Origin of the sequence: Desulfomonile tiedjei DSM 6799, from assembly GCF_000266945.1 — a bacterium.
Taxonomy (GTDB): domain Bacteria; phylum Desulfobacterota; class Desulfomonilia; order Desulfomonilales; family Desulfomonilaceae; genus Desulfomonile; species Desulfomonile tiedjei.
The window spans coordinates 5,213,905-5,226,705 of the sequence record NC_018025.1 but is presented as its reverse complement, the minus strand read 5'-3'; the positions used below and the strand labels follow the sequence as shown (position 1 = coordinate 5,226,705).

Sequence of the window (12,801 nt, the reverse complement as noted above, 5' to 3'; positions counted from 1 at the left end):
TTCGTCAGCTCAGCGGAATATCGAACCCTATGAACACTACGGAATAGCGCATGAGAAACACGCCGCAGATGATCAGAATCGACGCCAGACAGACCCACACTTTATTTTCTCTGGTCCAGGGAACCACCAGAATGCCGAGGGGAACCAGCATTCCCATAATCACTTCACCCCAGAGATAGAGCTTCTCGTGGAGCGCATAAAGGATCGAGGCATGCCCGTCTGCATTGGATACCAGCAGAGTCAACCAGAAGCTGCCATTCCAGAAAAGATCCGTAAGGAGAATCCCGACCATCATCCACCGAAGACTGGTGTACAGCTCCAGCTCCAGCGGCTCCTTTCTGAACCGATCCATGGCCAGAGCCACGACAAAGAGCAGTGCAATCCCGGAAAGTAGAGCGGAAGTAAGAAAGTACCCCGGCATCAGAGCGGAATGCCACCATGCTCTTGCCCGTACAAGGGCGAATGCAAAACCCGTATACGCATGCACGAATATGGCCAGAGGAACGGTAAAGGTTCCCAGGATCTTCGTGATGCGATCGTTCTTCACAAAAATGAAGTAGATATAAACCAGGTTCGCAATGGGGTAGAGTGTCAGCAGCCAGGAACCGTATGAAAGCGCGGAGGTGTTGTTGAAAAACTCGGGTACCAGCGTGTGCCAGAATCGTGTGGGCTGATGCAGATCCAGGATCAGGCAAGCCGGCGCGAGCAACAACAAGAAGAAGGAAATGATTGCCGCAGGGAGAGCCATAGGCTTGAACCGTTTGACTCCGAAAACCGTGGACAACGTGGAAAGGATGAACGACCCTGCAGAAAGACCTGTGAAGTAGAAATATAACGGGATGTAGATCTTCCAGGGAATTTCGTGAGGAACGTTGTACAGAACCGCGGTTTCCATTTACTTATCTTTTCCGTTCTTCCAATAAGAAGCATCCGGGCTCGGTATGCTGCGATTATACTCAATGACCTGCTCTGTGAAATTGTCCGAAAATTTGATTCTGCCGATCAAATCATTGTCGGCTTGAACGTAAAACACTTTGGGATGTGTCCCAAGCTCCGGTTTCAACACTCCCGTAGGAATGGTTGCCAGCTTTTTCGAGAGATCGGATTGAGGATCGTTCATGTCTCCGAAGGTCAGCGCCCGGGAAACACACGCCTCCACGCAGGCAGGCTGTAGACCGTTATCCACGCGGGTAGCGCAGAAATCGCATTTATCGGCAGTGTGGCGAACCGGGTTGAAGAATCTCGCATCGTACGGACACGCTGATATGCACATGCCGCAGCCGATGCATTTTCCGTAGTACATGATGACTACGCCGTCCTCGTCTCTCCGTACAGTTGCCTGAACCGGACATACCTGGACACAGGGAGCAACTTCGCACTGATTGCATAAACGGCGCAGAAACATATTGCTCACTTCAGGGAAGGAGCCTTTCTGGATCCCCTTCACCCAGGAGCGCCAATATCCGAGAGGAACATTATTCTCGCTCTTGCACGCTATGGTGCAGCTATGACAACCGATGCACCGGCGCTGATCTACAATCATCGCCCAGCGCTTGGGCTTCTCCGGGGCGGTCTTTTGGACCGCATCGCCCGTGCGATCGATTCCATACTGTGGTTGCGAGTTGCTGCTCATGCTTTTGCCTTCAAATATCGCGTTAGTAACTCTTGTGGCATTTCAGGCATTCGAATCTGCTAAAGGATTCCTTGCCGTCGTGGCAGTTTCCTGTTGCGCAGGTGGCGCAGGCTCTGGGCACCTCATACGTGATCAAGGCGTTTTCATCGGTCATTCCCGTGAGCGGAACGTACAACGTAGAGGAATCTTTCCCGATGCGGACCTTTCTTTCCGGCGAGTCCTTAAGAGCCCGCAGCGCGAACGTACCGTATTGCTGACTCGCAAACAGCTTGTCGTGGCATGTTTTGCAGTCTTTGTACTTTCCGTTCTGAAACGTCATGTGCGTATAATGCCGAAACTTCACCGGTCCGGGCGATCCAATACCGGAATAAGCAAGATTCCCGCCTCCGTACACGCCGTACAACCCGAGCACGGCAAAGAGAACTCCTCCTGCGACTACCAGGATAAGCACCAATCCCCATGCAGTCGATTGCACTCTCCAGTACGGCGACTGGTCCGGGAGTTTGCGCACATAGTCAAAGATAGCGCTGGATGTGCTTTTATTTTCCGGCAATGGCTTCATAGAAAAGACTGTTTCCTCATGTTCAAGCTTCCGTATTCGGAAGTATTCCTAGCGCACTGTTCCCACGTACGTGGTAGTCCACTGACGACTCTTGACTTCAGGGTTCCCGTAATCCGGAAGCACCATAGGTGACACACGATCCGTTTCGATGCCTGAGGCTTCGAGTTCTTTGTGGTAGTCTCTCACGTGCTGAACGCTGAGTTTGCCTACTTCCGTTCTTGCCTTGGCAAAGGTTCCGGCTGATTTTCCTGCAAGACGTCCGAATACGGTGATGTCCAGCAAGGAATTACCCATGAGCCGGTTCGCTCCATGCACACCTCCGCCGACTTCTCCGGCCACATAGAAACCCTTAAGATTCGTAGCGCCATCCGGGGAATACGCAAGACCGCCATTCTGATAATGGAGCGTGGGATAGATGAGCATGGGCAGTTTGGAAATATCGATGTCGTAGCGCTTGTAAAGGATAAATTTTGCAGGGAATTCGCGTTCGACCGTGCCTTCGCCTTCCAGGAGATCGATCATAGGAGAATCCAGCCATACGCCGTACTTCTCCAGCGGCCCGGGAACTCGAACGCCTTTACCGACCTTCGTGCATTCACGAATGATGCTTGCAGATTCTATGTCGCGAGGCTCGCGCTCGAAAACGAACTGCTCACCGTCTATATTTACCAGGTTAGCGCCTGCGCCCCTGACTTTTTCCGTTATGAGAAGACCTTCCGCCTGCTCGGGAAATACTGCTCCGGTGGGATGATACTGCGTAGCGTGAAGGAATCGTACTCCGACACCCGCTCGATAGCCCATGACGAGCCCGTCGCCGGTCGCTCCGTAGTGATTGGTGGTCATAAAACCCTGCATGTGCAAACGACCGGAACCGCCGGTAGCCATGACCACGGCTTTTGCCTTCACCAGGAAGTACTCTTCGGTTTCGAGGTTGTATAAAACCGCCCCGGAGCACTGGCCTTTCTCATCCAGGAGCAATTCGACTGCCGGGGAAAATTCCAGCACCCCGATGTGCTTGATCCTGTTCCGGCATTCGTCCCGGAGCACCCTCATAATTTCGGCCCCGGTCATATCTCCGGCATAATGCATGCGTTTGCGGCACGTACCTGCACCATGCAAGGTAAACATTTTGCCGTCTTCCCATTTGTTGAACATGCAGCCGAGTTTTTCCAGCCACGCAATGACTTTCGGCGCTTCAGTCACCATGGTCTTGACGAGTTCCGGATCGTTCTCAAAATGGCCGCCGCCCATGACGTCGAGGTAATGATAATAAGGAGAATCCTTCCATGCTTTCGTTGCTGCCTGGATACCACCCTCGGCCATGATAGTGTTTGCGTCACCATGCCTGAGTTTCGTCGCGATAATGACCTGAGCGCCTTGTTCCTGAGCAATGAGAGCAGCAGCAGTACCGGCTCCTCCGCCGCCTATCACGAGCACGTCGGTTTCGTAATGTACTTCGTTCAAATTGATCTTATCGGGATCCACGCGGCTTCGGGCCTCGAATACATCAGCGATTTCCGGTGCGATTGCATAGCCTTTGCTCGGACCTATTTTCAGTTCACGAAGAGCACCGGTTCTAAAGTCAGGGTGGTATTTTTCCAACCTGTCTTTACGCTCGTCCAAAGTGAGAGCTCGAAATTCCTGGCCGGCTTTCTTACGAGCAACTCGTTCAGGCCGCGTTCTGTCAACGTTCTTGATCAGTTCCATCAATTCCTGGGGATATCCCATGTTTCGCCTCCGGTTTTCGGACTTATAAGCCCGATAAGCCGTAATATGTGAAGAGTTCCACCGGCCGGATCGAAATGCCTCATCGCCGGCCCGTTCTCTATCTCAGAGAAAACGCTTGTCGTCAGGTTCCCACATTTCGTCCGCGGTATGCGGCTCCATTTGACGTTCCACGTAAAGCTTCCGAAGCGTTTCGAGGTCTGTAGTCATGAGCTGACGAAGCGGCTCTTCGTAGCGACCCGATTCGATCCGACGGAGCATTTCCGGCAGATGCGGCGCCTGCGGTGTAAGGTATTTCCCTGTCATTCTGCGGCACAGCATCGCAATATGGTATTGGGCCAGCTCAGCCGGACATCGGGATGTGCAAATGCCACACATAACACATGAAAATGAGAGATCGGCAGCCTTGGCAACGTCCCCGCGAAGCGCAGCGGAAATGTATTCCATTACCGGAACGTCCATGGGACAGGATTTCGTGCAGGTGTTGCATCCCATGCATTTGGCCAATTCCGGATAGAGCTTCAGTAATGTTTTCGTATCGGGAGTAATCTCTTCAATGTCATAGATGGCCCTGTTTGCCGGGAAAAAGGGCACCATGGCGATGTACATGTTCGGCTGAACCACCGTCTGACATGCGAGTCCCACGTAAATCTTCGGACTATCGGGAAGCCTGTAAACCGTCGCACATGCTCCGCAAATTCCGCCTCTGCATCCACAACTTCGGATGAGCTGATATCCGGCGTATTCAAAAGCTTTTTGAATAGTTAGCGTGCTGGGGACATTGTACCGTTTTCCCATGATAAAGATCGGTACCAGATCTGTTCTTTCAGTCTGTACTGCCTGAGTATCCTGGACGGTTTCCGTTTGCACAGCCGTTGACATTTCTTCAATCCTTTCTCAATCCGACTCGTCGCTTATCGTGCAATGAACACGCCTATGACCAATCCCAGAATCAGCGCGATAATCGCCATAAAATAGTTATCCAGCGCCGTAATGCGAGGTGCAGGCTGAATCGTCTCGGGAATCACTTCATCTACGATGTAATCTTTGTAAGCGGTATCCACTTGCGGACATGCAAGCACGCATGAATAACACTGCTCGCAATCTTCTCCCACGCATGCTTCAAGTGCGAAGGAGGTACGCTGCTCCGTTTTTTCGAAACGGCTGGGATCTTTGCGCAACACCGGACAGGAATCGATACAGTTGCCGCATGCAAGGCAACCCTTGTCACCTGTGATATCGCATTCCACATCGGTCAGATAGAGCCGATGATACGGTTCCATTCCTTTGGAGAGCAGCCTGAAACGGGCTACGGGCGGCTCTTTTTTGTCGAGTATTATATCTGCGACTTCTCGGTTAATCTTGTCTTTAGATTCGTCTCTCACAGTTGGCATATTATTGTGCTCCTGCTTTGCCTCCCACTGTCGTGAGTCCGTCGTGGGCACTCCAAAGTCCCTGCTCACGAACTGAGGCCAAAGACTGGTCTTGAGCTTTTTTTCTGTGTTGCTCGAAATATTCCCGCGTCATGCTCGGATGGCATTTCAGGCAATCTTCGTATACCTTTCCGTTCCGGCAGTCTGCCAGGAATATCTTCGTCTTATAATGAATCTTTCCATTGTGGCATCGTCGGCAGCTTAATTCCGACGGGAAAGCCACCATCCAACGGGGATTGCTTGACAATCTTTCCCAGGCGTTCTCTTTTGCAGCGGCAAAGCGCTGGTTCGTCATGGGAAGCATCTGACCGCTGCGATACGCGTGTGCAGCACCCGTGTGACAGGAATCGCACGCAAGATGGTTTACTTCTGTGTACGCAACGGATTTATCAGCTACTTTTTGGTCTTTGTATCGTTCGTGGCACCGGGCGCACGTATCGTCTCTGGCAATCACGTGTTTTCTGTGATCCATAACGAGGCCGATCTTCTGCAATTCCGGCGGCAGGTCCTTCACCTGAACGGCTTTTCTGTTGATTGCCGCAAGATGACAATACTGGCAATTCTCACTGGGAATCCTCGTACGGTTGAACAAACCGGAAGTCTGAGAACTCCGCGGGTCCAACTGGGGCACGATATAGCTGACGGTATGGAGTAGACCATCCAACCTGGAGCCAACCGTCCGGGCGGCTCCGCCCTTCATATGGCATGATGCGCACGCTATCAGCTCGTGCGAGAAGCCTTTTTTCTCCTTGCTCAATCTCGCTTTCATGAAATCGCTGTATGCCGCTTCCTGCGTGTGACACATCATACAGGTGGAGCTTTGGACCGAGAATTCCCCAAGGCCGGCCACCACGACTACGAGAGCCACGACAGCCAATACGTACCAGTACCAGGAAATTCTGCCCATCAAGCGGACTCCGTTTTTTCTTTGAGCTGACCACCGCTTTCACCGAGCAACTTTTTTTGCTCCCGTGAAGCCATGTAAGCAGCGGAAATGACCATTGGCCCTGAATTCCCGATAGGACATTTTGCAGCGCATCTCCCACAGCCTACGCAATACTTGGAAAGCTCCATGACTCGGTCGTAATCTCCCAACCTGGTCAGCAGAACCAATCCCATGGGCATCTGAACGCCTTCCGCTTCCTTGACCGGGCATGCGCCGACACAGGTGGCACAGTTGTAACAGTTGATGCTGCGGCCCGTACCGGGTGTCAGCATGGACTGGAGCGCATATTCAAAGACAATGAAACCCGCGAACAAAATGGCCAACGCATTGAGCGTCACCCGGCTCGGAGCCTTGCCGATGAATGTTGCAAGGAAGAGCCTTGAAAACAGATTATATTCCGGGTAATTCGGTATGCCCTTTGACAATGCGTCTTCCACAGCGTCAGCGTATCCGGTGAGGCTTACTGTAGCTCCTCGGTACAAACTCGGCTGAGCCGGAGCTTCCAGTTTTCCCTTTTCTAAGAGTTCCTTTCGGAATGCCTCTATATCGTTATCTTCAACGGAGATGGCATCGGGATACGTCAGAGTTCTCACGTCGATAATCCGATGATCTTTCACATCTACCCGCACGGTCATAAGACCTCTGAAGCCTTCACTGGACCCGGTGTAGCTTCCGTCTGCAACGAGTTCAATGCCATTACCCCACGGGCTGGTCGATTGGCGCAATATATCGATATGTTCCACGTTCACTCTGGTGATTCCGTATCCGATGAGGATGCACACCAAAACTGCAGCGAGTCCCGCCAGCTTACGGCTTCCGGTACGCTGATAATCCCTTCCCCACATGATTCCCAAAATCAGAAAAAACACCAAAAACAGGATGAACCGGGCGCTCGGAAAAAGAACGGCTACCAATGCCATGTAGAATACCAGACGAGCATCTCTCGAGCGTACCAACTGCCAGAGGAAACCGGCCGGATTATCCCATAGCTTTGACAACATCATCTATGAATTCCTTTCCGACCAATCCCTGCGCCAACGCGTTCTGCAACGAGTGATTGGGCACAATCCCCTTGGACATGGCCAAGCGTGTGTCCTCCTGCATGGTCGCAAACATCTGCGGTAAAGGAAGATACTGCACGCAATAGCTCTGACAATTGCCACATCTGATGCACTTGAGCCCGCCGTTCCTGATGAACCGGTCGTAATCGCCGACTCTTCCGGCAACCACGAGTTCGGCCTGAAATGCTATGCCTACGGGACATCGATCCTGAGTCGCGTAACAAGCCCGGCACTCGTAACAATAAATAGTGGCCGGGTTACCCCGCAAAAGCGGTTTCACAATCGTCGCAAGAAGTGCTCCCACAATACCGAAGAGCGAGATACGATCCAGATTTTGAGTCCAACCCCGGTCCTTCAGATTCGTAAAAAACTGGTACCGGTGTATGCCCGGTAACACCATCGGCTGATCGGGATCTTCCCGCTTACGTTGTACTGATTGTTGTTTGTCTTCGGCCATTTCTCAGCTTTCGGTCAGTGAGGCAACATTGCAGCCATCAAGAGCCCCGCAATTAAGCCACCTGCAGCGCCCTGCAGCAACTCTTTCGGGGAACTCATGTCCAACGCCCACGCGATGATGACGCCAGATAAAGCTCCCACAAATAAAAACATAACCCACGTCAGCACAGTTAACCTCGCTGAAAGCGATCAAAGAAGTAAGACCGGGGAAACCCTTCTTGTAAGAAGTGTTTCCCCAAGCCCCTTCCCAAGAACTTCTAGCATTCGCCTGAACGCTGGTTTTTCCAAAACCAGCATTCAGGCGAGTGTTAAAAGTTTTTTGGAAGGGTTTGGGGAACCTTTTTTACAAAAAAGGTTCCCCAGATCTTTCTGCTTTGATGCATTTGCATCGTTTACCGGACGCCCTGTATAGCTTCGCCGGTCAGTGTTGCGCTCATACGGGCTGACAGGCGGGCGGGCACCATAAGTGCGATTAATGCCGCGGCGGTAGTGCCGCCGGCGATTCCCTGGAGAATAGCTCGGCTATCCAGCTCGAAGAGCGAAAATGCGATTATTCCGCCTGTTATGGCTCCGCTTAATATGAAGCCACCCAGTTGCAGGAAGAAGTTATGCGATGAATCCGAGTTGAACAGTTTGCTTCCCAGGAAGATGAACAGGACGTTCACGCCTACAATTGCGAGCGTAAACTCTCCTATGACAATGATATCTTTCATGAAGGCCGGATTCCCGGGCTCGAATACCGCCAGATTGAGAAACTTCATGTAAATGGCTGCCAAAGGAGCCATAATCGCCATGGAAGCGAAGGTGTAAGCGCCTTTGATGAAGCCTGTTTCAGCCCGCATGGTTCCTTCACCCATCATTCCGCCACCGCCCAAGGGAGACGGACCGCACGACGTGGTAGCATTGATGATGAATGCAGCCATCATAATGGCGAGCTGGGACCAATCGAGAAAGGCGAATTTTGCCGGTCCGAACAGATACAGCACAGGGACCAGGGCAGCAACGAGAATTCGAGCGCACGAAAGCGGCAGAATTGTCTGGAACTGCACGAAGATGGCCAGCATGCCCGCTATTCCGAGGAAAGGAACATTCACGAGACTGTTCAGGATGACTCCCAGAGCGTCGAATCCGCCCGTTGCAGCCAATGCTCCAGCAGCGAGAAATCCTGCAGCCATAGCTGTCACGGGCAGGAGAATAATTCCTTCCATGAGATCCTGCAGCCGTATTCTGCACACCACGATCATCACGAGAGCGCCCACCACAAGCACCGTCTGGACGGGCATTTTCCCGAAAGGCTGAAAAATGGCAACAAGAAGCGACAGGACAAATATCACGAGCGCAAGATACCCCGCGGTAGGAGCAATTATCTCGGGTTCAGTTTCTGCTGCTATTCGAAGTGGTGAATCTCTGAGGGATACGTCATTCGGGTAAAGTCTCTGGCTGACAAACTTCAAGAATAGAGCGACGATTGCGGTGCCCATCATAAGCGCAAACGCTTGCGGGGCACGAAGAATTCCGTCCGAAGCGGTCGCGAAATGGCTGCCCAGGAATCCTTCTCCGATCTGGCCGACACCGCCGATAGGGGACGGTCCGCACGATCCCATAGCGTTCCTGGTGAATGCTCCAATGAGAACGATCAGTTGGGACTTCGTGAGAAGCCCCAGCCCGCCTTCGAACCCGAAGGTAAAGAGCAACGGCAACAATGCTGCAGCGAGAATGCGACCGCAGGGCAGAGAAGAAATCACTGGTAAGTTTATAAGGACTACCAGCGTGCCAACCAGTCCAATAGGGCTTCTCCGTAAATATCCGAGCAGAACCTTGAGAGCCTCGAAACCGCCGGATGCCTTCAAGCCACCCGCAAGAAATAGTCCGGTGAGCAATGCCGTAATGGGGTGCAAGATTATCCCACCCAGGAACTCGTTCGGCAACAGCATGACCGAGTCCCAACCCCAATAGGCATAGCGAAAGATACCGCCTACGATCAGGCACAGCACCGTGGAAAGCACCAGTACTGTCTGAACGGGAGTCCGTATATACCCGAACAGTGTGAGCAGCATGAGCCCAAGAAATATGATCAGCGTGAGGTAACCGAGAATCTCCAAGAAATGCTCTCCGTTCGGATTAAGTTCAACTGATAGTGCGGCTTCTGCACAGACGGTTGTTCTCCGCGGAATTCGTGCTGCATCGTTTTCTTCGGAACCACGGAAGATCCGCGACATATCCGTTTCGGGACGCACAGACCCGCACGTCATCTCCTATTTTTAGCCGGCCGATGCATGCGGTGCAGAAATTGAGGTTCGCGTCTATTTCACGACCTTCTTCCAGACGCACCCTTACGGCAAACATGGGCGCCAGTTCACCAAGTCCGGTATTGTCCAAGGCGACAATAGTCCCTCGCGTGCTTCGAAGAGCACGATAAATCTCCGCAGCCACAAATACCATGACGAGGAAAAGAATTGTTATCTGTTCGATATCCATCTTTTACCGTTCATCAAACTGTTTGATAAGCATTCGCTTTTGCTAACCCAATTTGGCCGGCACGGAGGCCGGCCGCCACCGGTTAAGTGGGGCCCGGCGTCCCTGTCGGACCAACGGGGTTTGTCTATCTATTCGCGAAATGGCATGACATCGTGAATCAATTTTTCGCAAACACCTGAATTCGGCTGTTTCCATTATCTGCGACGAACAGTTTGTCAGTTGTCACTGCCAGTCCTGTGGGGCTTTTGAATTCATCCGGTCCGGAACCCTGTTTTCCATAAAGTGCCCGAACAGTCCCATCTGTTCCGAATTTTTGAATTCGGTGATTTCCCGTGTCCGCGACCCAAATATCGTCTGAAGCGTCGATTTTCATACCTTGAGGCATTCTCAACGAACCCGGCGCAGTGCCATCTTTGCCGATCGACTTTACAAACTGCAGGTTCTTGTCGAAGATTTTGACCATGCCGTGTTTGCTGTCCAGAATCAGTATTTCACCTTGACTGTTGACTCCAACAGCAGTCGGCAAACGAAACTGATCGTTCGCGTCGCCAAGTTCTCCGATTATTGCCTCGACCTCGCCGTTCCGGAAGATCTGCACTCTGTGATTTCTCGTATCCGCAACAAAGAGGCGTCCGTCAGGTGCAACGAATACTCCTTGCGGAGTTGCAAAAGACCCTCCGATGGAACCGATAGAACCTATTACGGACTTGAGTTTTCCTGTGGAATCGAACACCTGAACTCTGCAATTGTTGGAGTCAGCCACGTACACGGACCCGGCTGAATCGATGCTAAGCCCTTTGGGGAAATTCAAGAAACCTGCATGAGAGCCCGGGTCGCCAAACGACGCAACTTGCTTCAAATCGCGGTCCAGTCCGATCACGCGATAATGGGCAGGATCGCTCACAAGAAGGTTTCCGTCCGGCATCTGAGCGAGATCGAAGGGTCCCATCAGATCGGGGGATTTCGACCCTGACTTTGATCCGTATCCTGCGGCATGTAAGGGAATGGTGGAGAGCAGGGAAAAAACACCCACCATACCGACAGATTTGATGAATTCACGCCGCCTCATGGCGCATGGCTCCGTTACAGTCGGCTCAACGATCCGGCTTTCGAAAAATCACCCTTTTCGGAAAGCCTTCACATGGAGTGTAAGCTAAGCGATGGGAATGGAAACAATTATAGGAGCGGCAACCCTCCGCGTCAAGCCGAAACCGGATCTTTCCGGAAACTTCGAGTCAGTTGGCAAATAGGCCTCTTTCTCGTCAGTTCCGGAATCGGTCATAGCAACTCCTAAGTTGGCGTCCGATCGAAATAAGAGCATTGGTGGGTGGCGGCCTCCGTACGGCACGTCTACGATATGATTAACGATATCGACAGAATGGACCGGCAGAGACGTCGATTCCCCACCAACAAGTTATGTTTACGCGCGGGCTAAACGTCAGAATTCTTGACAATCGTTTCATGCATCTCAGGCGAAACGCAAGATCTGATCCACGGAATCCCGATCGCTTCGGAACGTGGCAGCAGGTTTGGAATCATCCGGATACCCCACTGCTATTCCGATGACGACCTTCTTGTCCGCTGGAATTTCAAGGACACTCTTGACGATATCCGGAAAGTGCATGGACGCGGCCAGATAGATCGTTCCAAGCCCCTCCTGGAGAGCGGCATAGCAAAAGGTCGTAGCTATGGAGCCGATATCCAGGCAGGAATACGGCTCATTCAACTTGCCGTCGATAATAAAATACGCAACGCACGGTGCGCCAAAGAACCGGTACATATTGAGATAATGCTGAATCCGAGCATCCTTGTCGTCTCGTTCAATTCCCATATGCGTGAGAAGGGCTCTTCCCAGGTCCATGTATCTTCTCTTGTATACATCGGAGAACTCTATGGGCATTTCTATATTAGGCCGTGGAGGAGCCCCTCTGCGTCCTTCTTCATAAAACCGGTCCGCGAGTGTTCGGCATTTGTCTCCGTCCGCTATAACGATTTCCCATGGCTGGGTGTTGCCCCACGATGGTGCCCATCGGCAGAGTTCAGTTGCCCTGACGATCGCCTCCCGCGACACGGGAGTTGGAAGAAAAGCGCGAATGCTTTTCCGCTCTAGAACCGCTTTTGTGAGTTCCATACCATATTCCTCCATCATGTTTGAGTAATTGGATACAATGCGCAACGACGAATTTCGGTCCACGATCCGGAACGTTCTTCCTTCGATGTTGCCGGCCGAGATTACTGGAGAAAGAGATTGCCAACCTGAAGGAAAAACTTCTCCAGGATTATTCGTTGTAGCACCCGCTAAAAATAGCATCAACGGAAATCCTGCGCGTGAAGATTTTTTCAGGAAAATAGCTGCGCCTTCGTTATTATCTTGATCTTGTGATGAACGACGATTGATGATTCATTGATTGAGCCACCAGGCTTGAAGGGTTACACTTGAAGACTGAAGTTCGACAGTCCAAGGAGGTGAACCCATTTTGAGCAAGTTCACTCTGCTGAACTGAGAT

General features: G+C 51.9%; 14 protein-coding genes. All 14 read right to left on the bottom strand.

Going from position 1 to position 12,801, the window contains the following annotated elements; all coding sequences use genetic code 11:
• Positions 1 to 4 precede the first annotated feature (4 nt).
• Entirely contained in the window at positions 5 to 895 is an 891-nt protein-coding gene (nrfD, locus tag DESTI_RS22405; protein ID WP_014812264.1) for an NrfD/PsrC family molybdoenzyme membrane anchor subunit, read from the bottom strand.
• Complete coding sequence (locus tag DESTI_RS22400; RefSeq protein ID WP_014812263.1) at positions 896 to 1,633, bottom strand: 4Fe-4S dicluster domain-containing protein; 738 nt, start codon at positions 1,631 to 1,633, stop codon at positions 896 to 898. It abuts the gene before it with no gap.
• Positions 1,634 to 1,655: 22 nt separating this feature from the next.
• Complete coding sequence (locus DESTI_RS22395) at positions 1,656 to 2,195, bottom strand: cytochrome c3 family protein (protein WP_014812262.1); 540 nt, start codon at positions 2,193 to 2,195, stop codon at positions 1,656 to 1,658.
• 48 nt (positions 2,196 to 2,243) lie between these two features.
• Positions 2,244 to 3,923 carry an FAD-binding protein gene (locus DESTI_RS22390; protein WP_014812261.1) on the bottom strand — a complete coding sequence of 560 codons (1,680 nt, stop codon included), beginning with the start codon at positions 3,921 to 3,923 and terminating at the stop codon, positions 2,244 to 2,246.
• Positions 3,924 to 4,025: 102 nt separating this feature from the next.
• Positions 4,026 to 4,802, bottom strand: coding sequence for a 4Fe-4S dicluster domain-containing protein (locus DESTI_RS22385; RefSeq protein WP_014812260.1), 777 nt, complete (start codon positions 4,800 to 4,802; stop codon positions 4,026 to 4,028).
• A 32-nt stretch (positions 4,803 to 4,834) separates the two neighbouring features.
• A complete protein-coding gene (locus DESTI_RS22380; protein WP_014812259.1) occupies positions 4,835 to 5,314 on the bottom strand; it encodes a 4Fe-4S dicluster domain-containing protein in 480 nt (159 codons plus the stop codon).
• Position 5,315: 1 nt separating this feature from the next.
• Positions 5,316 to 6,260, bottom strand: coding sequence for a NapC/NirT cytochrome c family protein (locus DESTI_RS22375; protein ID WP_014812258.1), 945 nt, complete (start codon positions 6,258 to 6,260; stop codon positions 5,316 to 5,318).
• Complete coding sequence (locus DESTI_RS22370; RefSeq protein WP_014812257.1) at positions 6,260 to 7,303, bottom strand: 4Fe-4S dicluster domain-containing protein; 1,044 nt, start codon at positions 7,301 to 7,303, stop codon at positions 6,260 to 6,262. The genes DESTI_RS22375 and DESTI_RS22370 overlap by 1 nt, the downstream gene beginning before the upstream one ends.
• Complete coding sequence (locus DESTI_RS22365; RefSeq protein ID WP_041286405.1) at positions 7,278 to 7,817, bottom strand: hypothetical protein; 540 nt, start codon at positions 7,815 to 7,817, stop codon at positions 7,278 to 7,280. Before DESTI_RS22365 ends, DESTI_RS22370 begins: the two co-directional genes overlap by 26 nt.
• Before the next feature lie 391 nt (positions 7,818 to 8,208).
• The gene (locus DESTI_RS22360; RefSeq protein ID WP_014812256.1) at positions 8,209 to 9,918 is read right to left on the bottom strand and encodes a hypothetical protein; all 1,710 of its coding nucleotides are present in this window, start codon (positions 9,916 to 9,918) and stop codon (positions 8,209 to 8,211) included.
• A gap of 25 nt (positions 9,919 to 9,943) precedes the next feature.
• Positions 9,944 to 10,294, bottom strand: coding sequence for a hypothetical protein (locus DESTI_RS22355; protein ID WP_014812255.1), 351 nt, complete (start codon positions 10,292 to 10,294; stop codon positions 9,944 to 9,946).
• A gap of 157 nt (positions 10,295 to 10,451) precedes the next feature.
• Entirely contained in the window at positions 10,452 to 11,363 is a 912-nt protein-coding gene (locus DESTI_RS22350; RefSeq protein WP_014812254.1) for an NHL repeat-containing protein, read from the bottom strand.
• An 84-nt stretch (positions 11,364 to 11,447) separates the two neighbouring features.
• Complete coding sequence (locus DESTI_RS31645; protein ID WP_014812253.1) at positions 11,448 to 11,576, bottom strand: hypothetical protein; 129 nt, start codon at positions 11,574 to 11,576, stop codon at positions 11,448 to 11,450.
• A 186-nt stretch (positions 11,577 to 11,762) separates the two neighbouring features.
• The gene (locus tag DESTI_RS29305; protein WP_157212245.1) at positions 11,763 to 12,425 is read right to left on the bottom strand and encodes a nitroreductase; all 663 of its coding nucleotides are present in this window, start codon (positions 12,423 to 12,425) and stop codon (positions 11,763 to 11,765) included.
• Positions 12,426 to 12,801: the final 376 nt, after the last annotated feature.